General features: G+C 46.5%; 23 protein-coding genes and 1 riboswitch. Of the genes, 3 read left to right on the top strand and 20 right to left on the bottom strand.

Annotation, left to right across the window (positions count from 1 at the left end):
- Positions 1–75 precede the first annotated feature (75 nt).
- From ACFOJ8_RS01645 to ACFOJ8_RS01630, 4 genes are read right to left on the bottom strand one after another with little or no spacing between them, the layout of a single operon-like run.
- A complete protein-coding gene (locus ACFOJ8_RS01645) occupies positions 76–1,068 on the bottom strand; it encodes a FecCD family ABC transporter permease (protein ID WP_380651775.1) in 993 nt (330 codons plus the stop codon).
- Positions 1,061–2,032 (bottom strand): FecCD family ABC transporter permease, encoded by a 972-nt coding sequence (locus ACFOJ8_RS01640; RefSeq protein ID WP_380651772.1) that lies wholly within the window; start codon positions 2,030–2,032, stop codon positions 1,061–1,063. The genes ACFOJ8_RS01645 and ACFOJ8_RS01640 overlap by 8 nt, the downstream gene beginning before the upstream one ends.
- Positions 2,022–2,837, bottom strand: a complete 816-nt coding sequence (locus ACFOJ8_RS01635) for an ABC transporter ATP-binding protein (protein ID WP_380651770.1) — start codon at positions 2,835–2,837, stop codon at positions 2,022–2,024. Before ACFOJ8_RS01635 ends, ACFOJ8_RS01640 begins: the two co-directional genes overlap by 11 nt.
- A gap of 19 nt (positions 2,838–2,856) precedes the next feature.
- Positions 2,857–3,816 carry an ABC transporter substrate-binding protein gene (locus tag ACFOJ8_RS01630; protein WP_380651768.1) on the bottom strand — a complete coding sequence of 320 codons (960 nt, stop codon included), beginning with the start codon at positions 3,814–3,816 and terminating at the stop codon, positions 2,857–2,859.
- A 118-nt stretch (positions 3,817–3,934) separates the two neighbouring features.
- Here ACFOJ8_RS01630 and ACFOJ8_RS01625 point away from each other — a divergent pair, with 118 nt between their 5' ends.
- Complete coding sequence (locus tag ACFOJ8_RS01625; protein ID WP_380651765.1) at positions 3,935–4,954, top strand: NAD(P)/FAD-dependent oxidoreductase; 1,020 nt, start codon at positions 3,935–3,937, stop codon at positions 4,952–4,954.
- 3 nt (positions 4,955–4,957) lie between these two features.
- On the opposite strand, the gene ACFOJ8_RS01620 is transcribed toward ACFOJ8_RS01625, so the two are convergent.
- From ACFOJ8_RS01620 to ACFOJ8_RS01560, 13 genes are all read right to left on the bottom strand, one after another.
- Positions 4,958–5,875, bottom strand: coding sequence for a type II secretion system F family protein (locus ACFOJ8_RS01620; RefSeq protein WP_380651762.1), 918 nt, complete (start codon positions 5,873–5,875; stop codon positions 4,958–4,960).
- Positions 5,876–5,877: 2 nt separating this feature from the next.
- Positions 5,878–6,801: a type II secretion system F family protein gene (locus ACFOJ8_RS01615; protein WP_380651760.1), complete on the bottom strand. Its 924-nt coding sequence runs from the start codon at positions 6,799–6,801 to the stop codon at positions 5,878–5,880.
- Between the two features lie 4 nt (positions 6,802–6,805).
- Entirely contained in the window at positions 6,806–8,203 is a 1,398-nt protein-coding gene (locus tag ACFOJ8_RS01610) for a CpaF family protein (protein ID WP_380651757.1), read from the bottom strand.
- Positions 8,200–8,946, bottom strand: a complete 747-nt coding sequence (locus ACFOJ8_RS01605) for an AAA family ATPase (protein WP_380651755.1) — start codon at positions 8,944–8,946, stop codon at positions 8,200–8,202. The genes ACFOJ8_RS01610 and ACFOJ8_RS01605 overlap by 4 nt, the downstream gene beginning before the upstream one ends.
- A 21-nt stretch (positions 8,947–8,967) precedes the next feature.
- Positions 8,968–9,930, bottom strand: coding sequence for a Flp pilus assembly protein CpaB (gene cpaB, locus ACFOJ8_RS01600; RefSeq protein ID WP_380651753.1), 963 nt, complete (start codon positions 9,928–9,930; stop codon positions 8,968–8,970).
- Between the two features lie 9 nt (positions 9,931–9,939).
- The gene (locus ACFOJ8_RS01595; protein ID WP_380651750.1) at positions 9,940–10,839 is read right to left on the bottom strand and encodes a pilus assembly protein TadG-related protein; all 900 of its coding nucleotides are present in this window, start codon (positions 10,837–10,839) and stop codon (positions 9,940–9,942) included.
- Positions 10,840–10,843: 4 nt separating this feature from the next.
- Positions 10,844–11,218, bottom strand: a complete 375-nt coding sequence (locus ACFOJ8_RS01590) for a TadE/TadG family type IV pilus assembly protein (RefSeq protein ID WP_380651747.1) — start codon at positions 11,216–11,218, stop codon at positions 10,844–10,846.
- A complete protein-coding gene (locus tag ACFOJ8_RS01585) occupies positions 11,215–11,655 on the bottom strand; it encodes an A24 family peptidase (RefSeq protein WP_380651744.1) in 441 nt (146 codons plus the stop codon). Before ACFOJ8_RS01585 ends, ACFOJ8_RS01590 begins: the two co-directional genes overlap by 4 nt.
- Positions 11,656–11,766: 111 nt before the next feature.
- Positions 11,767–11,955 carry a Flp family type IVb pilin gene (locus ACFOJ8_RS01580; protein ID WP_380651741.1) on the bottom strand — a complete coding sequence of 63 codons (189 nt, stop codon included), beginning with the start codon at positions 11,953–11,955 and terminating at the stop codon, positions 11,767–11,769.
- A gap of 53 nt (positions 11,956–12,008) precedes the next feature.
- Positions 12,009–12,347, bottom strand: a complete 339-nt coding sequence (locus ACFOJ8_RS01575; RefSeq protein ID WP_380651738.1) for a DUF192 domain-containing protein — start codon at positions 12,345–12,347, stop codon at positions 12,009–12,011.
- Positions 12,348–12,575: 228 nt separating this feature from the next.
- Positions 12,576–12,818 (bottom strand): hypothetical protein, encoded by a 243-nt coding sequence (locus ACFOJ8_RS01570; protein ID WP_380651736.1) that lies wholly within the window; start codon positions 12,816–12,818, stop codon positions 12,576–12,578.
- 214 nt (positions 12,819–13,032) lie between these two features.
- Entirely contained in the window at positions 13,033–15,102 is a 2,070-nt protein-coding gene (locus ACFOJ8_RS01565) for a response regulator transcription factor (protein WP_380651733.1), read from the bottom strand.
- 116 nt (positions 15,103–15,218) lie between these two features.
- Positions 15,219–15,725, bottom strand: a complete 507-nt coding sequence (locus ACFOJ8_RS01560) for a thioredoxin domain-containing protein (protein ID WP_380651730.1) — start codon at positions 15,723–15,725, stop codon at positions 15,219–15,221.
- A gap of 168 nt (positions 15,726–15,893) precedes the next feature.
- Positions 15,894–15,994, top strand: a riboswitch (SAM riboswitch).
- A 76-nt stretch (positions 15,995–16,070) separates the two neighbouring features.
- Here ACFOJ8_RS01560 and ACFOJ8_RS01555 point away from each other — a divergent pair.
- Entirely contained in the window at positions 16,071–17,366 is a 1,296-nt protein-coding gene (locus ACFOJ8_RS01555) for a Na+/H+ antiporter NhaC family protein (RefSeq protein ID WP_380651727.1), read from the top strand.
- An 84-nt stretch (positions 17,367–17,450) separates the two neighbouring features.
- On the opposite strand, the gene ACFOJ8_RS01550 is transcribed toward ACFOJ8_RS01555, so the two are convergent.
- Together ACFOJ8_RS01550 and ACFOJ8_RS01545 are read right to left on the bottom strand one after the other, a co-directional pair.
- A complete protein-coding gene (locus ACFOJ8_RS01550; RefSeq protein WP_380651724.1) occupies positions 17,451–18,620 on the bottom strand; it encodes a M20 metallopeptidase family protein in 1,170 nt (389 codons plus the stop codon).
- A gap of 26 nt (positions 18,621–18,646) precedes the next feature.
- The gene (locus tag ACFOJ8_RS01545) at positions 18,647–20,176 is read right to left on the bottom strand and encodes an AbgT family transporter (RefSeq protein ID WP_380651721.1); all 1,530 of its coding nucleotides are present in this window, start codon (positions 20,174–20,176) and stop codon (positions 18,647–18,649) included.
- Positions 20,177–20,406: 230 nt separating this feature from the next.
- Here ACFOJ8_RS01545 and ACFOJ8_RS01540 point away from each other — a divergent pair, with 230 nt between their 5' ends.
- Positions 20,407–21,234 carry a sugar phosphate isomerase/epimerase family protein gene (locus tag ACFOJ8_RS01540; RefSeq protein WP_380651719.1) on the top strand — a complete coding sequence of 276 codons (828 nt, stop codon included), beginning with the start codon at positions 20,407–20,409 and terminating at the stop codon, positions 21,232–21,234.
- Positions 21,235–21,336: 102 nt separating this feature from the next.
- On the opposite strand, the gene ACFOJ8_RS01535 is transcribed toward ACFOJ8_RS01540, so the two are convergent.
- Positions 21,337–22,179, bottom strand: a complete 843-nt coding sequence (locus tag ACFOJ8_RS01535) for an aldo/keto reductase (protein WP_380651716.1) — start codon at positions 22,177–22,179, stop codon at positions 21,337–21,339.
- Between the last annotated feature and the right edge of the window lie 2 nt (positions 22,180–22,181).

The following is a 22,181-nucleotide window of genomic DNA, read 5'->3' as shown; positions in this document are numbered from 1 at the left end:
TCATTATTAAAAAAATAAATATCCAGTTCCCATTATAAAGGAAACTGGATATTTTGCATCGTTCCAATGATTCGATTATATCTGTTTGGCTTTCATCAATAGCCAAAGGAAGTACGGCCCACCAATCAGGGCAACAACGATACCTGTCGGTACAATGACTGGTGCGAGTACCAGCTTGCCCAGGAGGTCGGCTGATGTCAGTAGGACACTGCCAATCAGTAGTGAAGAAATAAAAAGCACCTTCATATTTTGACCGAAAAGCATTCTTGAAATGTGCGGCGCAATCAAACCGATGAAACTGATGGCACCGCATACGCTTACCGCAAGGCTTGATAGCATCGCTGAAAGGATAATCAAAATGATCTTCTCTTTGTTCACGTTCATTCCAAGACCCGTGAGCATCTCGTCATCGAGGTTCAGCATCCCCATTTCTCTGATTCTAAAAAACACTAAGAGCGATACCAGCAGAATATAAGGCACCGAGATGTAGACAAACGGCCATGTGTCTCCCCAGATGTTGCCCGCAAAGTAGCGATTGAGCGTTTCCATCTGGGACTCGTCGAACATGGATGTAAATACATAGACAAAGCCTGTAACCCCCATCGCAGTCGCAATCCCGATCAGAATGAAGATGTTACTCTTGAAAGTCCCGCCCATGAAAGACAGGAAGAAGATGATGAGGACTGTCAGCAGCCCGCCTATAAAGCTCATCAATGGTAAAGCGTAGAGATGCTGGCTCATCGATCCGCTGATGAAAGTAATGAAAAGGACTACACCGAACCCACTACCTGCATTGACACCGATAATACCGGGATCCGCAAGTGGATTCTTAGAAATGACCTGCAGAATCAAGCCGCTGAGTGCGAGTGCTGCACCGCATACCATGACGACAATGATTCTTGGCATTCTGAACTCAAATAGGACCAGTCTGACATTGTCACTTGCCTGATTGGTTACGACATCCATAAGATCGGTGAAAGTCAGACTGAACGTACCGGTGAACAGATGAATGAGCACAACCGCCATCAGTAGCACCGAAATGATGATAAATTTGATGGAATTACGCATATTTGTCCCCCCTCTTCTTAATGATGTAGATGAAGAAAGGCAGTCCAATTACTGCAATGATGGCGTTCACTGGTGTTTCATTGAATACTCTTGCGAACATATCAGAGAGGACAAAGATCATTGCGCCTGTAAAGCCTGTATAGATGATGGTAAATCGGTGCATGTTGCCAAACAGCATTTTGACTGTGTGCGGCACAAGCAGACCGAGAAAGACAACATTTCCTACCATGGCCACTGCCATGCTCGCAAGCATGATGGCAACTGTCAGTGTCACTCTGCGATAAACGGTCTGGTTTTGGCCGAGCGAGACTGCCATCTCGTCGCCAAATAGGAGTACGTCGAGTTCTTTTGAGAGAAAAAGCAGAACGATGACGAGGACGACAGCCATCGGAAAGACAATTGTGATATTCGATATGGACTGTCCAGCGGCGCCACCTGCTGTGAAGAACGCGATGTATTGCCCGAGGTTAAATGTAATAACCAGGAAGTCTGTTACAGCATAGAGCAGCAGACTAATCCCAGCCCCGGCCAAAATCAGATGCATCGGTGAACGGTAGCGGGTCATCGAAAGGATCACAAGTCCAATCAGCATCCCGCCGATGAACCCGCTCCCTACGACACCGATAAATGGCAGCGTTGGTACAAGAAGTGCTGCCAGGATGATAGCCAGATTGGCACCTGCGTTGATGCCGAGAATACTTGGTTCACTCAAGTCATTATGAGTAACCGATTGAAGCACAAGCCCAGAAATACTGATCATAAAACCAGCAAGGAGCGCAGTGAGCACACGCGGCAGCCTTATTTCACGCAGAATCTGATGGCTCTGGCTCGTCATATCCAGATTGAAGATCACGTCGAATACTTCTCTCACCGAGTATGTATTAGTTCCGTACATCATTGCTAGCACAAAAGACAAAAGAATGCCCATCACAAAGATGGGCAGAAAATACCATTTACGATCCATACTGGACCTCTTTGACTGTTTGGCAGAACAAGTCGTAATCTGCAAGGATCGGTTTTCCGGTAATCGGATCAATCGTAATCTTGCCATTTATGTTGAACACGTTGTTCAGGATATCATTGGTCAGTACGTCCGTTGGATGTCCACTTTCAATGATCTCGCCCTTATTCATGATGACAAGGTGATCGGAATATTTAATGGCATGGTTGATGTCATGCAAAACCATAACGACCGTCTGTTTGGTCTGCTCATTCAGTCGTCTGACAATGTTCAATGTCTCAAGCTGGTGGTGGATATCGAGATACGTCGTCGGTTCGTCAAGCAGCAGTACATCTGCACCTTGTGCCAGTAGCAGGCTAATCCATACACGCTGGGCTTGCCCCCCCGAAAGCTCACTCATCATCCGTTCGCTGAATTCGTCAGCGCCCGTTTCCTTGAGCGCCCAGTCGATGATTTTATAGTCGTCCGGCTTCAGACTCTGGAAACGTTTCAAATGTGGATAACGGCTGAAACCGACCAGGTCGCGTACTTTCACATCGTACTGCAGACGGTTCTTTTGGGAAAGTATACTGATTTTCTTGGCTACGTCTTTAGATTTCATCTGTCGGATGTCCATATCATTGATATAGACACCCCCCTCCTTCGCGGAGATGATTCTTGAGATTGTCTTCAGCATAGTCGACTTGCCACAGCCATTGGGACCGATGATTGTTGTTACTTTCCCTTCCATCAGCTCCATGTTCGTGTGTTTCAATATGGTACGTTCGTTCAGTTCCACTTTGACATCTTTCAACATTACACTCGTCATGCATGACACCTGCCCAATATTATTTCGTCAACGCTTCTACAATGATTCCTTTTTGGTGCTCCAGTGAATATGGATCGTTGTAGTAGAAAGTTTCAGAATCGAATTCGGTGACCCGACCGTTTTTGACTGGTTCAAGATTGTTCCAGACTTCAGTGTCCTTGTATGCATTGTCAGCCCCTGAGTTGCCACTGCCGACAAACATATAGTCACCCGTATACTTCTCTATTTCTTCAGCTGAAATCTTCTTCCAGCCTGTTTCCACGACTTCATCTTGGACAGCTTCTGGTACTTCCACTCCGAGACCTTGGTAGATGATTTCCGTACCGCGTCCCCAGTTTGTTCCGTATACGTAGATATCCTTGGAGAACTCTTCAAGGACGGTTGCCGTAGCATCTTCACCGATGGCGTCCTGTACCGCTTCTCTGTCTGTCTCAAGTTCAGATTCCCAACCAGCAATCCATTCTTCAGCTGCCTCTTCATTGCCTGTAATCTTGCCAAGTTCCCTATGGATATCCAAATAGTTCCACTTGACGTAGTCTATAGGCACTGTTGGTGCGACTGCCTTCAGTTTATCTAAATTCTCGTCAGAATTAAAGGTGATAATCAAATCTGGATCAAGATTCATAACTTGTTCAATGTTTCCGTCTTCTACCAGTTCGAGATCTTCTGTATAAGGCCTTAGAACATCACTCTCTGTTACTCTTGCATGGACACCGACAACATTGGCATCGAGTTGCATCAAATTCCCAAAATAGCTCATTCCCAAAATAACGATACGCTGTGGATCTTCGGGAATCTCTATCTCCTCACCATCGTCCGTCGTATACATCACCATGCCATCTGACGCCTCCGATGATTCTTCGGAAGTTTCAGCGGTATCATCTGATCCTTCGACAGATTCTTCTGCCTCCTCGGAGTTACCGCACGCAGCAAGTAGCAATACCATTACAAAAGCAAATATACCAAACAACCTTCTCATTTCCTCAACCTACCCTCTTACCATTTATAGTTTTGAATACTCAGATATTGATAATCATTCTCATTGACTATATAATATAGTACAATGAAAGAGATTTCAACAGAAAAGAGGAATGATTATGAATATTTCAGATACCCTCATCATCGGTGGCGGACCTGCCGGACTCTATGCGAGTTTTTATGCTGGCCTACGTGGATTGAGCGTCCAGCTGATCGATCATCACTCGGAACTTGGTGGAAAACTGAATATATACCCTGAAAAGATTGTCTGGGATATCGGCGGCATCGCACCGGCGCCGGCAGAAGACATCAAACAGCAGATGATCCAACAGGCACAGACGTTTAATCCTGATGTTCACTTATCGACGACATGCGAATCAATCATCCAGCATGACGACCATTTCGAAACTGTCACGGACAGAGGCTCATTCCACAGTCGGACGATCATCATCGCGTCCGGCCGTGGCATCTTCACGCCCAACCGTTTGAAGATAGAAGGTGCGGATGCGTTCGAAATGACAAATCTCCACTACACAGTCAAGCGCATCAGCCGTTTCAAAGATCAGCATGTCCTCATTTCAGGCGCTGGCAACACAGCCATCGACTGGGCAGATGCACTCAGTGATATTGCCGCATCCGTCACAATGGTCTATCGAAGCGAAGAAATGAAGGGCCACGAAGCAATGATCGCAGCCCTTCATAGAAAAGAGAACATATACATGTGTGGCCAGTGCGAGATTGATGCACTGTTGCCGAACGAAGATGGTGACGAAATCGCATCTGTCAACTTGAGTGATGGTCGCCGGATCAAAGTCGATGATGTCCTGATTAGCCACGGCTATGAATCCAACTGCAAGTTCCTTGATACACTGGAAGGCAATTTCAATTACAACGAATACTATATGATCGAAACGACTGAGACAGCGAAGACGCCGGTTCCAGGCATTTTCGCCTGTGGCGATCAGACGACCCACGAAGGAAAAATTCATCTGATTGCGGGATGTTTCCCAGAAGCTGCCCAGGCTGCGAACCATGTTAAAACTCACCTGCAATCCGATGCACCCGCAGAAGGAATGGTTTCTTCACACAATGATGTCTTTAAGGAGAAGAACAAAGCACTCATGAAGGAGATGCATTAGGGACTACATCTCCTTCATGGTTGCCATGAACTGCATGATGGCGGGACTCAGAAGGATGATGAAGAGTGTCGGAAAAATGAAGAATACCATCGGAAACAGTATTTTGATCGGTGCCTTCATCGCCTTCTCCTCAGCACGTTGCTTTCTCAGTTCACGGATCTCCCCTGTCTGTACACGGAGCACCGTCACCATACCAATGCCGAGCTTCTCAGCCTGTATGATACTGAATACCAGGCTCTTAAGTTCCTCGATAGGCAGGCGCTCGACCATTGCGGTCAGCGCCTCTTTTCGTGTTCTACCGAGACGCACCTCTTCGACCACCGACTTGAATTCGTCCGAGAGTTCACCTGGCTTCTTTGAAATCACCTTGCTGAGAGCGGCATCGAATCCAAGCCCTGCCTCAAGGCTAATAGTCAATAGATCAAGGAAATCTGGCATCTCCTTCAGTGCTTGCGCCTGGCGCTTTTTCACCTTCATATTCATGTACAGTCGAGGCAGAGTGATGCCCGTCCCAAGAGCAGTTATGAAAAGCAGAAGGCCGTGCAGAACGGAAAGATGCATGAAATACAGCGATAGGGTGGCGATTACCATCAGAAACCCCGCTAACATCCACTGGATCATTTTGAATTCGATGGGGCTAAGCGACATGCCTGCCTGCAGGAGGCGGTTCTCAATCTTGTCGACCTTCTCTTTATCCAGTCGACGCTGGGATTTCTTTTTTAGCCGCTTCCAAAACGGCTTAATCATACGCTCCTTAAAAGACCCTGCTTCATCCGTCTCTATCTCGATCGTCTGTTGGCCGTTTGGGAAATAGAGTCCAATCCGCGCCGGTATTGACCGGTTCCTATAAGCAGGAATAGCAAGCGTAGCATAGATGAAAAGCGTCATGGATAAAAAAAAGCTGAATGTAAGAAACAGCATAGCTACACCTCAATTATTGTCATTTTACGGATAAATATAAAGCCGATGACTTGGGAGACTGCTGCTCCAATCAAAAGCATGCGCCCTATTGATTCTGTAAACAGCAAACCCATGTACTCAGGATTGATGACGTAGATCAATGTTCCTACACCGATGGGCAGGAGTCCGATAATCAAACCGGAGAGCTTGCCTTGGGCAGTCAGTGTACGGATCTGGTTTTTCAGCCGTGTCCGCTCCCGTATTGTTTCAAGGATCTTATCCAGAAGATATACCAGATTGCCCCCGACTTCCCGTTGGATCAGTATGGATTCTACAAGCATATCGAGCTCGGGGCTCGGCATACGTTTTTTCCAATCGATCAACGCATCCTCAAGGCGTGTACCATACTGCAGCGCCTTCAGCACATCCTGTACTTCCTCTTTCATAGGGGAATAGGATTCCTCCTCTACCATCTGAAGCGATTGGAGTAGACTGAAGCCCGCACGGAGCGATCCACTGATGGAGGTGATCATTCCCGGCAGTGCCTCGTTAAATGCTTTTATACGCCTACTTTTCTTACGTTTTACTAGAATGGAAGGTAGGATATAGCCAAAAATGGCGCTGAGGAGCGAAAGAACAAAGTTGTTGATCAAAATATGTACTATCCCCCCGGCGATAATAAATGCCATCAAACGAAAAGCGACGAACTCCTCCGCTTTCATCATGAGACCTGCAGCTGCCAGTTCGCTCTCGAGCATCTCACGTTTCCTGCTCTTCTTGCTCCTCCTGACAAGCAGATGCTTAAGGGCAGCGTTGGTGTTCTTCAGACTTCCTTTTATGGAAAAAGATGCTTTTGGATGCTCGGTTTGAGTACTTCGTGCAGACGAAATGAATAGGAGCAGCAGGAAAATCGTAATAAAACTACCGGTAATCACAAGAACCTTCATCTGATCACTCCTTTTCTACAAACAGAGAGGCTGGCAGATCGATGCCTTCCCGCTCCATGATTTCGTAGAATTGCGGACGGATGCCTGTCGGTACCAACTTGCCAATGATTTTGCCATTTTCATCCACGCCGTTCTGTTTGAACACGAAAATGTCCTGAAGGACGATAATATCGCCTTCCATACCCTGGACTTCCGTAATATTGGTGATTCTCCGTGTTCCATCACTGAGTCTTGTCTGTTGGATGATAAGATGTAGTGCACCAGCAACTTGCTCACGGATCGCTTTGATGGGCAGATCCATCCCTGCCATCAGTACCATGGTTTCAAGACGGGATACCATGTCACGCGGGCTGTTCGAGTGGCCGGTAGCAAGCGAACCGTCGTGACCGGTGTTCATCGCCTGAAGCATATCCAGGGCTTCGCCGCTGCGCACCTCACCGATAACAATGCGGTCAGGACGCATGCGCAGTGAGTTCTTTACAAGATCCCTGATGGTTACAGCACCTTTACCTTCGATGTTTGCTGGTCGCGTTTCCAAGGACACGACATGCTCCTGGCCGAGTTGCAGTTCCGCTGCGTCTTCAATGGTGACAATCCGATCCTTGTTTGAAATGAACGAAGACAGCACGTTCAATGTCGTGGTCTTCCCTGAGCCTGTGCCACCACTGACGAAAATGTTCAGTTTCGCCTCAACGCATGCCTTGATGAATGCAGCCATCTCTTCGGTCAATGTCCCAAATCGTATCAGGTCGTGTATCGTGAACGGATCTTTTGAGAACTTACGGATTGTGATTGTTGGACCCGCAAGCGCAAGTGGTGGAATGATGGCGTTGACACGGGAGCCATCCTTGAGACGTGCATCCACCATCGGACTGCTTTCATCCACCCTTCTGCCAAGTGGTGACAGAATTTTTTCGAGTACAGCCATGACGTGGTCATCATCTCTGAAAGTAACATTTGTCAAAGAGAGTTTCCCATTACGCTCTGCATAGACCATTTTCGGACCATTGACCATCACCTCGGACACCTCATCATCGAGGAGCAATGGATTGATCGGCCCATAGCCTGTCAAATCATTCTTCAATTCCACTTTCAACTTCTCTATATTGCCGATATCCTGGATGTGATCATTTTCCTGAAGAATATCCTGGATGATATCGTCCATATCAACGACAATATTTTCGATGTCCTCATTTTTACGTTCCTTAAGGATATGTTTAAGCGTCAGATTCTTCAGTTCAATGTATTCACTATCCGGTGCTTCGATGGGTTTTGGGGGTGATTTTTCCGGTGTACCTTGCTTTAAGGGCGTTCCAATCTTATCCACTATAGACGCTACTTCAGGTACTATGACAGCATCTGCTTTTTCACCTTTCGTCTGCAACCTTGCCAAAAGACTCATGCTTCGATCACCTGCCTATTGCTCTGGTTCAGAATTTGCTGCGCCATTTTCTTCAATTTCTTTGAAAACTTGTGTTTCGGGCTACCGGTGACTACAGGTATACCGCGGTCGAGTGAATAGGAAATGTCCTTCAATGCATATGGCAACAGATAGAGGTTCTCCTGAGCGATATTCAGAAGATCATGCACTTTTTTTGTTTCCATCAGCGTAGGGACTGAATGCTTGTTGACAATCAACTTCGTCTTATTTTCATGTCCAAGCGCTGCGAGCGTCTCTATCATGAGTCGCGTATTTTTCAGCGCAGCCATGCCCGGTGTCGTAACAACGATAATTTGATCTGCCAGATCCATCAGAACCATATTCTGTTCGGTCAGACCATGATGCGTTTCGACAATGATGACCTCAGCCTGCGCCTTCAGGTTAGTGACGGCAGAAGCCAGATCTTCCGCGTCGACCAGATCTGCAAACTCAGGACGCGTTGGCGCAGGGAGCAGGCGGAGGCCGGAGGAATGCCTCGTACAGAATGCGTGGATGTTCGCAAAATCATTGCGTTCAACCACTTCCTTGATGCTGAGACCAGGTGTCAGATCGAGAGCAAGGGCCATATCTCCAAACTGCAAATCACCATCGACCAGTATGGTACGCCTCCCCTCTGTCTGAAATGCCATACCCAAGTTTGTTGCTACGACTGTTTTACCGGCACCACCTACGGCGCTTGTTACCAGTATGATTTCAGCGGCCATTGCCACCACACCTTTCTTCCATCATTCGTTATCCAGTTTAATGATTCGGCTGCTGATCCAACCCTGTTGACCGGATTTCATTTCAACATGCATCCAAATTCGACCATCTTCATCCGCCCGTTCTTCATTCTTCGCGACCAGCTTATCCCCGACTTCAGCGACCGTCAGAACATGTGCTTCAAGAGAGGGACCATTTCTGACAAGCGCACGTTCAGGTAAAACAATGATATCCGAGGATGTGCTATCTTCTGATTCTTCACCGGTTTCTTCTCTTGATTGCTCAGAATCTTCGGCTGCATTTTCGGAAACCGTCTTGTTTCCTGCACCGTCTGTTTTCAACCGACTTGTTACAATCAACTGCAGACTACCACGGTTACTCGCGTCTATTACTTCTACTGCCGACTCCTGATCCATTTCAAGCGTCACAGCCACATACTCGCTTGCCGCTTCTCCCTCTACCTTTTCCTCCATACGTTGACCGACTGCCAGCACTTTAATGTCTTCAAACAATACTTCAGTGGGTTCTGCTTCTTCTCCTTCAGAAACCGGCATTAGTATAATGTCGACCTTGTCTTCTGGTTCAACCATGTTGGAGACGGATTTGACGTAATCTACGCTGATTGATACCGCCCTCTTGCCGTCCGACACTTTCTTAGAAATGATATCCGCTTTTTCACTCTGCTCGATATGGTGACCGAGCAACACTTCCCCTGTAACAAGCTCAGTTGAAGTATACTCTCCGATCACATCATCTTTATCCTTTAATGCTGCCGGATGTACTTCAGACTCGCGCATCTCGATCATTTGTAGATTCTCCTCAGTGAGCTGCACATTTTCTCCAATGTCCACCGCTGCAGACACAACTTGCACCATCACCGGCTGCTCCACTTCCGCTGCAGTATTTTGCTGCATGAATACATAGAATACACCTGTTGTCAGCAGACCTGATAAAATCGCCAGCAACAGTATCTTTTTCGGTCTCATCTATTCCACCTACCGTGTCAGTTTAATCGTATACGCACCGCGATCAAGCGGAGCATCTCCATCGGATTCTCCAGAACCAGCTCTTTTGATGAAAATACCTTTAATTGAATCATCCTTGCTACTCATCGGATCAGCCAAATAGAAGTATGCAAATCCAGTGATCTCTACGCTTTCTAGTTTACTGCCGACGTTATGCGGCTTATAGACGGGAATCAGCATTATTCTTGCACAGTCTCTCGCCTGAGCATTCCCCTCGGGACAAGCAGAAATCCTGTAGTTGATTCCTTCGCGAGTTGCACCTGCAATATTCCCCGTCTGGGTATTAACGATGTCGCCAACTTTCAACTCTTCATCAAATCCATATTTTAAAGATTCTCTGTAAGATCTCGCCCCTGGACCATCTAAGGCCAAGATGCCAAAGTTTCCATTTTCTGAATCGCCAGCATCCACTTTCAATGTGTACGTTTGACCATATACAAGATCCATCGATTCATCCATCCCCAGAGGAACAGTACCTATTCCTGAAGTCATGGAAAACAACGAAACTTTCGCATCGGCACTGAGCATGACACTCTCTATGCCGAATAATGAGGAAAAGAACAAAGGCACTTCTCTGCCAACACCGACATGGAGGAGCTTGTCAGATTCTGCATTAGAGAAAAGTAAGCTGCTCGATTCATTATGATGATTAAGGATCTGCCCAACCACTTCATCCACCTTCTCCTTGGAGTTCGGTAATTCCTGCGCTCCTGATAGCGCTGCTGCATTTGCTGTTTTCTGAAGATGACTTTTAGTCATATAGAGCTGTCCGCCATCAATGACCAATCCAAGAATGCCGATTGCCAAAAACATGGCCACAGCCATAAGCAGGTACATGTTGCCCGACTCGTTATGTAATAATTTGCGCATCGGATCACTCCACCCTCGTTGTCGAGCTCGTCTTCACTGTAAACGGAATTGAATAGTTACCAAACATATTGAATATACTTTCCGGGTAGGTCATTTCCACCGTAACGTATGTGCCGGAATTCTTTTCACCACTTGGGGAAACATTGACACTAAGCTGTGAAGCATCACCAGTGACGAAATTATCGATGGCATAGGACTTCACCATCTCATCAGATTCTCCTAGACCCGCCATACGTGCAGCATCCTGTGTTACAAGCTCAAGTTGGAGTTGGGAGTGAATGACACGCCCGAAGTCTACTATCCCGATCATCAGAGCGAAAATCAGAGGCACAAGTATCGCGAATTCCACAAGTGACTGTCCATCTTCCCTTCTAATCATAGGAATGTCACATCCATCACTAATGCCATAACAGCACCACCGGCGATCGCCACACCATAGGGCATACCGACACCAAGAGATCTTTTGAAGCCACCACGCACAATAATGACCCCCACTGCCAACAGACCTCCAATCAAGGCTGTATATATAAAGGATTCAATCACAAATTCATAGCCTTTCAATGCGCCAATCAAAGCCATGAGCTTCACGTCCCCTGCCCCCATTCCGCCAAAGATATACGGAATAAGTAACAACAAAAAACCAACGAGAAAGCCAACCGTAGAGGCACCAAAACCACTCAATCCATCGGAGATGATACCGACAGCAAATGCTACAGCAAGTGATGGAAAGACTACCTTGTTGTAGATTTTTCGTTTGCGGATATCCGTTATTGTACAGACAAGAAGTATGATTAGTAAAATAACATTGGTTAGCATCAACCTTCTCCTTTCACTACTATTTATATAAAAAAGACCCAAACTTTGAGAATGGGTCTGTGGGTGTATCAATCAAAACTATAATTATTATAACTAAATACGTTCAGCTTTTTACTCTGTACTTCCGCCAACAGCGCTTGAAATCGCATTGCCAAGGCTAGTCATAATACCGTCGAATTGATCTGTCAGCAGACCGAAAGCAATAACTACCGCAGCAACGAGCAATCCCAGAATCAGACCATATTCCGTCATGCCCTGTCCTTCTTCTTCCATTACCAAACCTTTAAAAAATTCCATCATGTGTATTTACCTCCATTTATGTAGTAGTTGGCGCTAAGTTATAGTGCAAGGGGTCATTCAACAAATGCCAGAGTATCACCTGTGGAAATGTCGTAGATTTTGCCTGACGGTAACTCTACGACTGAACGGGCTTCTTTGTATCTCCATCCAATTTTCCCCGGAACCAGATTCGTCTCAATACCGACCACTTTATTTTCTTCATTGAGGTAAATGACATCGATGTCGAAATTCATGAAGAATGTGTGAATCGACCGGCACGGATATATGTGCAAAGCACTGTCACTCGGCATCGAGCGCTGGAACATGAGTCCTTTGAATCTTGACCAGAAGCTATGGGCTTGTCTGAGATCTTGGACCAGTACTTTATCCGTTGTCATATTGATCAGTTTCAATCGAGTGGTTCCTCCCTGTGAACTTTGGATTTGCTGTGTGATTACACCATGAATTATGCACTCGGAAATCATTTCGAGCCATCCCCCACGACTCCCATTGTGTTGAAAAACGCTTTAATGGGACGCTGTTCTTATATGATTGGGAACGGCATCCTACCCTGCTCCTAGTGCCCACAAAAAAATGGAGAATGATTCCCCATTCTCCATCAGTCCCACAAACATATTCCATTATGGACGCATTTCAAATCCCGAAGCGGTTTCAGGTTCGTGGTATCTGTATCTTTTTTCTCCTGATAACTGAACCTGTTCGATGATGCCTTGCTTCATTAGAAGTTCCGTAACGATCCGAAGATCTTCGACTGTCCTATCCAGTCTATTTGAGAGCTCTTCCAACGAATGGGACGATTGCGGGTCGGATTGAAACAGGATGATGCATTCCATCTGCAACGGCAGGCAAGTCCTATTACTCATTCCTTCCTCTCCTTACCTTACTTCGGCAATCCACCTTAAAAATCCAGTCGGCTGCCATCTTTTTTGACGCTAGCAACTTCTACTACCTTTCCATCATAGCGCGGCCGGTAAAATAAATAAATCCGCTTTCATTCCCATTTACGGTATACCGACAGTAGCATAGGGAATGATAATCGGCTGAAATTAGCCGCATCTTCCTATACCCTTTCCGGTACTATTTATGGAGTTGACTATAAACTTTTGAAATAGCACTTACTCTATCTGACACGTCTAGCTTATGGAAGATCTTAGTCACATGGTTCTTTACCGTGTGCGTACTGATATAGAGTGTCTCGGCAATCTCTTGGTTATTCTTGCCTTTTGATAGAAGGGTCAATACTTCCTGCTCTCTTGGCGACAGATGATCGAGTCCACTGACGACGTCCGCAATCGCCACTCCCTCATCTACCTTATTCTTCTTTGGTATGTCGAAGGTAATCTCACTGACATAAACGCTTCGGGTCAGTGATAGGAACACCTGGAGTACCTGTTCATCTACACATTCCAGATGCTCCATATTATCAGTGCTATCTGCGGTACAAAGCGCATATATATAGCCTGCAACACCATGTTGATGTTCTTTGCCGAGAGATTCTCTTTTGGCACACAGGTTTCCAGCTTCCATTATTCCAGCAATATCCTGCTCAGGAAACATTCTGCTGATAAACGCATGGGAATAGTAAGATAGCTGGCAGGCCCAAACAATGGAACGCGCAGTGTTTTGAGGGACTTCAAGTCGGGTCGTAATAATTGCTGCCAATTCTGCTGCCTCTTTGGATTTGTCGTACGAATTCTGATCCAATTCCGCAACCGCCAGATGCAGGGCCTCAGTCTTCTCCTCGACTATCGAAGCCTCCTTGTGTCCGGCAAGCTGCAAGGAGACACCACCGATGATCGAGAGTGTCTGTAAAAAGGCGATGTGTTCCCTGAGTTCGGCTTCCCTTACGTTACTGATGCCGACTGAAAGGATTCCCATCAGCTCGATCCCGTATAACAGCGGGCATTCTATCACTCTTTCACCGCTGGGCAGTACTTCTATGTGAGGCTCATTCCTGCTTTCAGACATACGCGAGAGCCGGTCCGTCCGTTCCATGATGGATCCGACATATGCATCGACATCTCCAACATAGTTGCCGCGAGTGAAAAGCCTTCCTTTACCATCTTTCTCATCCTTGATCAGAACGAGTGAAAATGGTCCTTCTACAAGATTGATGCTGATATCAAGAAGAATGAGCACCATTCTTCTTGAATCCGGCGTCGAGGCCATCAGGCTACTCAGTTCTACAAGTGAGGTCAGACGAGAAAGCTGCTGTTTATTTTCCTGACGCAACCCCTCAACGAGTAGGCTCGATTCGACAAGAGTCGCAACCATCTGCATGAGGATTTTAGTAGCGTGACTGGCTTTCTTTTTCGTCAAACTGCCTCCAAATATGACAGATACAGACCCGTCACCCATCTTCACTACATCTATGAACAGGAATTGGGGCGGTCTTTCCATTGAAGAAAAGAACCTTGCACGTCTGTCTTCACCGATGTCCTCCCAATAGGAGCGCTCCTCCATCAATGCCGCCCTGCCAAGAAACCCTTCACCAATTAGAAAGCACTGGTCCTTAAGCACTTCTGCGCCTTCGCCGATTACTTTCGATACTGTATAGGTATCCTCAGCAGTCTGCTCAGCAATTCCCATAAAGTCAATTTCTCCATCTTTCCCAGTCATCTGAGAAAACATTTCTACACTGGCATCTTTATTTTCGTGTATGTATTTTCTGAATCTCTCTATACAGAAACCGGATAGAGGATCCTCCACTTCATGGCGCAGGCAAAGCGAAGCCAGCTCCGCCATCCTATCGACAAGATCAAGCCACTCCTCGCGATCTGCCTCATGCAGAACAGGCACCGTATCGCTTTCCTCCGGCTGACACTGATGCTCCATGCCCGCTTCCACAAGCACCCCTGCCCACAGATAGTACTGGACGCCGTCTCCTTCAGCAACAGGGGATACCATGATGTGTATACCCGAACCCACCTCACAGATGAGTGGTCTATTTATTCTTTCATCGTTCTTTAATATATTTGAAATCTCTATTAAAAGTTCTTCTCGATCCAGCATCGCTCGGCACAGACTGTTGTCCCCTTCGATAGAGGTAACAATTTCTCCCCTGCCATCAGTGAGGAAGAACGTCAACCCGTACTGGGTCGCAAAAGTCTGCTGGAATTTTTCTATCATTTCAATCGCTGTAGCCATCATCCAACATCTCCTCTGTAGGTTTCTTCTGTATGTACCGGTAGAACGGTAGATTCTTATAGGAATTTACCCGAAGATGCTAGAAATATGTACTCCGTATGTAAATGAATTGAATTTCAGTCAATTGCTTTATCCAACGCTTCTGCGATATCGTGAACTGGAGCCTGGCTCTCAAAGCTGAACTTTTCACCGTTGATGAAAACGGTGGGAACCACTGTGACAGAACGCTCCAATGCTTCCTTTGTGATGTCCAAACTCAGGTTCATTGTGCTGCGCTGCTCACTGCACCCGTACTCCTGCTCCATCATCTTTTCAATTTCACTGCTACTCAATGTACGCCATTCTTGTTGCGTTTTGAAAAGGGTATGCAGAAGCATATATGCCTGTTCCGGCTGGTTGTAGTCGATATAGAGATTTGCGATTGTGCCATGAAGCAGTCTGACTTTAGGCTTATCGTAGTGTTTGATGGTGTATCTGATGTCCCCCGCTTCGACTCGCGGCATAAGTGTTTCATGGGCTGCCAGAAAGAAATTGACACAGTATGGGCATGCTGTGTTTAAAAATACTTCGACATGCTTATGAGCGTCGCTTGGACCCAGATTCAGCTGTGGTGCATATTCCATGATAATGCTCCCTTCCATCGTTCTATTTTGCTTTTCAATTATATAGGAAGATTGCATGTTTTAAAAGATTGAATAATTACACAATTTTAATATTATGAAGGCTCTTTATTTCTCATTGACATAAGCGCATAAAGGCGGTAAAGTTTGTTTTAAATTTAAATTGAATGATTCTTATCCAGAGAGGTGGAGGGACTGGCCCTTCGAAGCCTCGGCAGCAGCTCTATGAGCCCCGTGCCAATTCCAGAAGCCTAGTGCTTGAAAGATAAGAAGAGATGGATTGCTGCCCTCTTCTTTATGAAGTGGGCTTTTTTATTTCTCTGGATACATTCGTTGGAGGCATAACTCATGAAAAACATCAATCGGGGCAGTGCACTTGCTCTATTCCCCCTACTCGTCTTCGTTGCCCTATTTATTGGGACCGGTATCGCCGCTCAAGACTTCAGTGCCATGCCGATCACTGTGGCACTCTTCATCTCCATCATCGTCGCGATGGTGCTGAAACCGAAAGAGCGCTTGAACGAAAAAATTTCCATACTCACTAAAGGCGCAGGACGCGAGAATATTATGCTGATGGTGCTCATCTTCTTGCTCGCCGGAGCATTCTCACAAGTCGCTGAGAATATGGGAGCGGTCGAATCGACTGTCAACCTTGGTTTGTCACTGTTGCCGAGCAACCTGCTACTCGTCGGATTGTTCATCATCTGCTGCTTTATATCCATATCCATGGGAACGTCCACAGGGACAGTCGTCGCTTTGGTGCCCATCGCCATTGGTATAGCCGAGCAAACCGAATTGCCGCTCGCATTGGCCATCGCGACGGTCATCGGCGGTGCGATGTTTGGTGACAACTTGTCAGTCATCTCAGATACCACCATCGTCTCCACACAATCTCAAGAAGTCAGAATGGTCGACAAGTTTAAAACGAACTTCTTCATTGTTTTGCCAGGTGCGCTTGTGACGATTGTCATTCTGTGGTTCATTACTTCAGGGCAATCTACTACACCGCCAACTGACCTAGAATTCAATCTCATCAAAGTACTGCCCTACCTTGCTGTTTTGGCCATCGCATTGATGGGTGTCAACGTTCTCATTGTTCTGATTGGAGGCACCGTTTTCGCCGGGCTCATCGGCCTGTTTGATGGATCGTATACTTTCACTTCTCTCGTCGCAGCTGCTGGCGAAGGCATCGGTAATATGCAGAATATCGCCATCATCGCAGTACTGATTGGTGGATTGATTGCGTTGATAGAACACTACGGTGGCATCGATTACTTGCTGCATTTCATTACGAGTAGAATTCGTTCCAAGAAAGGTGCCGAGTTTGGTATCGCCGCACTCGTCAGTGCAACAGATTTGAGTACAGCCAACAATACGATATCCATCATCATTACCGGACCGCTAGCGAAAGACATCGCCGATGAATACGGTGTCGATCGTAGGAAATCCGCGAGCTTGCTTGATATATTCGCCGCCGCTTTCCAAGGTCTTATTCCCTATGGTGGCCAGATGCTTGCTGCAGCCGGTCTCGCTGCCATATCACCTGTGGCTATCATTCCTTACTCTATCTATCCCGTCACACTGCTCATCTGTGGAATCATCGCGATACTGATTGGTTTCCCGAGAAGACAGACGTCCAAATAGGCCAATCACCAACCGCTACATGATCCAAAAATAGAAGCCTGATTTGCGAATGGTACACATTCGCAAATCAGCCTTCTTCATATACTATTCTTTCGACATTTCAAGTGCAGTATACACCATCATTTTGACACCATCGATGAACCCCGCTTCATCAATGCCGAATTTTGGATGGTGATGCGGGTACTCCATATCTTTCTCCTTATTGCCAGCACCGATCCATGCATAAGTTGCAGGTATGATTCTGGAGAATGCAGAAAAGTCCTCACCACCCATAGCAAGTGGAAATTCAAACACTTTGTCTCCGAATTTTTGTTCAGCAATTTCCTTCACCTTGTCTGTCGTTAGTGAATCATTGACGACTGCCGAATAACCAATATTGAATGAGAAGTCATAGGTCGCACCATACATGGCACAAATACTTTCCACTGCTTTCTCCATCCTTTCAGCAACCACAGCTCTTGTCTCATCACTTAGTGTTCGGACACTGCCTTCGAGCATCGCTGTATCCGGTATGATGTTTTTTGCACTGCCGGCATGGAATTTTGTCGTCGAGATGACAACAGAATCGAGCGGTGACGTGATCCGCGAAACAATCGTCTGGAACTGGTTTAGAATCTGACCACCGATGGTAATCGGATCAATGGCATTCTCCGGTTGGGAGGCATGTCCCCCGCTGCCTTGGATCCTAAGATCGAAGCTATCCGAGTTCGAAGTGATCGATCCACTTTTAATACCGATTTGACCCGTCGCAATGGGTGTAAAGAGGTGCTGTCCATAAATGAAATCGAGGTCGTCGAATAAACCTGTCGCAACCATTTCAGCTGCTCCGCCTGGCGGCACTTCTTCTGCATGTTGGAAAATCAGATACACTTCCCCATGGAGAGCATCGATATTTTCAACGAGCACTTTCGCTGCTCCAAGCAGTATTGCCGCATGACCATCATGACCGCACGCATGCATCGCACCTTCATTTTCTGAGATGAAATCAATATCGTCCCGTTCTTCATTAATCTGGAGCGCATCGATGTCGGCACGTAAACCGACCTTAAGACCGGGGGTGGCGCCTTTCACGATACCGAGCACACTTGTTTCTGTTGGTCTTGAAATTTCAATATTACCGATCTTCCCAAGCTCTTGTGCGATATAGTTGCTCGTCCAGTGCTCCTCAAACGAAATCTCCGGATGACGGTGCATGGTACGGCGCCAGGAAATCACTTCTTCCATTACACCTTCAATTTGCTGATCTACATTCATTTTTCCACTCCTCACATAATTTTAGTTTAAGATTCAGGCAGATAGATCGGACCATCGACACCTAACGGTATCCCGAGCAGGTACCATACAATGAGTAGAAGCGTCCAAGCGAAAAACAGAACGATGGCGTATGGAAGCAAGGCAGCTATAAGCGTCCCAAGCCCTGCATTTTTATCGTATTTCTGGGCAAACGCCAGCAACAGTGGCAAATATGGCAACATCGGAGTCACTGGATTCGAGAAGGAATCACCGATACGATAGAGCAACTGTGTAAGCGCCGGATCATATCCGAGCAACATGAACATCGGTACAAATACTGGTGCCAGAATCGCCCACTTTGCCGAAGCACTGCCGATCATCATATTGATCAGTCCTGCCAGAATGATGAAACCGATGAACAACGGAATGCCAGAAACATTCATCGTTTCGAGCAAGTTAGCCCCTTTGATGGCGATGATCGGGCCGAGATTGCTCCAGTTGAAATAAGCAAGCATCTGTGCCGCGAAGAACACCAATACAATATAACTTCCCATCGTCCCCATGGCATCACTCAGCATACGCCCGAAATCTTTCGATGTACGCAGTGTACCAGCCACAAGTCCATAGACTAAGCCGGGAACAAAGAACAGGATCGTCAGAATAAATACAATCGAGTCCATGAACGGCGATTCCTGCACAATTGAGCCTGTTTCCGGATTACGCAGGATACCATCCTCGGGAATTACGAAGACCATGAAAAAGACGGCTGTCAAAACCACTGAAACGTTGGCCCATCTGAGCGCAGTCACTTCTTTTGGTTTTAACGGTTCATTGTTCGCCATCTCCTGCCCCTCATACGTACCAAGACGCGGAATCGTAATCTTCTTCGTCACATAAAAGATGATGATGAGCAAAAAGAGTGTCGCTACAGCTGTAAAATAGTAGTTCATCAGCAAGTTACCGGTATACTCCGGGTTGAGAATCTGTGCTGCTGGTACAGTGAACGCCATAGCCAGCGCTTCAGACATCCCTGGGATGACATTCGCTGAAAATGCACCTAATGACGCGGCATAGGCCATAACCAGACCGACGAATGGATGATAGCCGAGGCGCATGACCACCATTGCAGCGATCGGCGGCAGGATGATTGGGCCCGCGTCCCCTGCCACGTTGCCGATGATACCGACGAGTATGATGGCCGGCAACATAAGCTTTTGGGGAGATACTTCAATTGCCCGCCTCATGGCAGTCTCGAAATACCCAGACTTTTCAGACAGTCCGATGCCAATCATGACAACGAGCACCATACCAAGCGGTGGAAACGCACTGAAATTGTTAATGGCCTCAGTCAATATTTGTACCATCCCACTGCCAGACAGGAGATTGACAGCCTGGATTGTCTCGCCGTCCGCCGGATTCTCCGCTTCAAGGCCTGCCATTCCTGCAAAAAACGAAGCGACCAGTATCGCAAGCATCAGTATGATGAACAAAACAATCGGGTCCGGCAACTTATTACCGAGACGTTCAATGACATTCAGAAATCGATTGAACATCCCTGTTTTTTCTTTCTCCTGCATAAAAGACCTCCTTTTAAAAATTTTCAAACAATACATGATATTATTTCAAATTCCGTAATAAAGCGCAAGGTCTTTCTCGTGGTTATTTGGGGTGTTTATCACATTCGGCAGTGGGTAGAATGTGTGATATGTGTTTCTCCCATTAAAGATACACTGCATGTGCTGTGTGTCAGATAATCAGAGCAGGTGCAAGTACTTATACAATCGTGGATAACAAAGGAGAGAAAATCATGCAAATTGGATTGAATGGTTCTACCACGGACCCGTGCACGTTAGAGCAAGACGTAAAAGTGGCAGAGCAAGCGGGATTTGATCTATTGGAAATGCGTACATACAAGTTGGAAGCTTTTCTGAAAGATCATTCATTGGAAGACTTGGGGCGTCTATTCAAAAATTCCACCGCCAGACCGGACGCAGTGAATGCTATCGAATTCTTCAACTTGAAGCAGGGAAATGAGCGCCAGGAGGTGCTGGAAGACACGAAAAAATGGTGCGAGATTGCACAGGCTGCTGGCTCTTCATACGTAGTTGCCGTACCGAGCATGCTCGAAGAAAAGACGACCAAACAGGTCATCATTGATGATAGTGTCAGGATGCTTAGGGAAATGTCCGACATAGCCAGTCAATACGGTATAAAATTGGCAGTTGAATTCATCGGCGGTGAAGACAGTTCGGTAAATAACCTCGAACTTGCCAATAACATCATTGAGCAAGTGGACCGCGATAATATTGGGCTTGCCATCGATGTGTTTCATTTTCATAAAAGCGGAAGTCCTGCCTCAGTCATCAGTAAGTTGAATGTAGAAAACTTGTTCATCGTGCAGTTCAACGATGCACCGGATGAAAGTCTCTCAAATCTAGAAGATAACATGCGTCTACTCCCAGATGAGGGTGTCGCATCATTGGATGAGATTGGACGTGAACTAAAAAACATCGGCTACGACCGGATGACAAGTCTGGAACTGTTCCGAGAAGAATACTGGGAGATGGATCAGCAGACTGTTGCAGACTTCTCTTATCGCCGACTGAAATCTACTATCGATCGCGTATATTCCTAGAACTTTTACATGCAAATCCCGTATTTTACCCCACCTAATAAAACGGCTGCCCTGATTGATAGGGCAGCCGTTCTATTGAGTGTTTAATTCTAAGTCTCTGACTTAGAATTCTTCATATGTCGCCGGATTCTGATCGTCGATCCTTCCGTCTTCCTTGGTCAAACTGGAGATACGATTAATATCTTCATCATCCAGTTCAAAGTCGAATATCGAAAGATTCTCCATCTGGCGCTCAGGGGAAGAGGCTTTTGGAATAGTGATTGTTCCCAGTTGATAATGCCAACGCAGGACAATCTGAGCCGTAGATTTCCCATGCTTTTCAGCAACCTTTGCAAGTACAGGGTCATCCTGCAATTCTCGAGCACGCGCCAATGGGCTCCACGCTTCCGTCAGGATTCCATTCTCGTCATGATAACTGCGCTGGGTTTCCTGGATGAAGTAAGGATGCATTTCAATTTGGTTGAGGGTCGGCAGTACCCCGGTTTTCTCCTTCAGATTATCGAGATGCTCGGGCAGAAAATTGCATACGCCAATCGAGCGTACCAATCCCCATCGTCTGGCATCGATCAAAGCTTGCCAGGCTTCTACGTAATTATCCTGCTCGGGGTTCGGCCAATGGATCAGATACAAATCAAAATAATCAAGACCTGTACGTAATAGCGACTCTTGAATTGCCTTAACTGCCTCTTCATATGAATGGTAGCGACCTGGTAGCTTTGAGGTGACCATAATTTCCGACCTTGATACCGGTGAGCGCCTAATCGCCTCTCCCACAGCGCCCTCGTTATCGTAATTGAAAGCCGTGTCTATCAGCCTGTAGCCGGACCTAATGGCGTTTTGCACTACCTCAACAGCTTCGTGTCCATTCAATTTTGCCGTTCCAAATCCTATGGATGGTATATGTAGCCCATCCGACAATATTTTCTCGGGTATATGATGATTCATGG

The organism is Salinicoccus sesuvii, assembly GCF_042648145.1.
GTDB lineage: Bacteria > Bacillota > Bacilli > Staphylococcales > Salinicoccaceae > Salinicoccus > Salinicoccus sesuvii.
The sequence above is the reverse complement of the archived record's forward strand: the minus strand, read 5'-3'. Positions and strand labels throughout refer to the sequence as shown.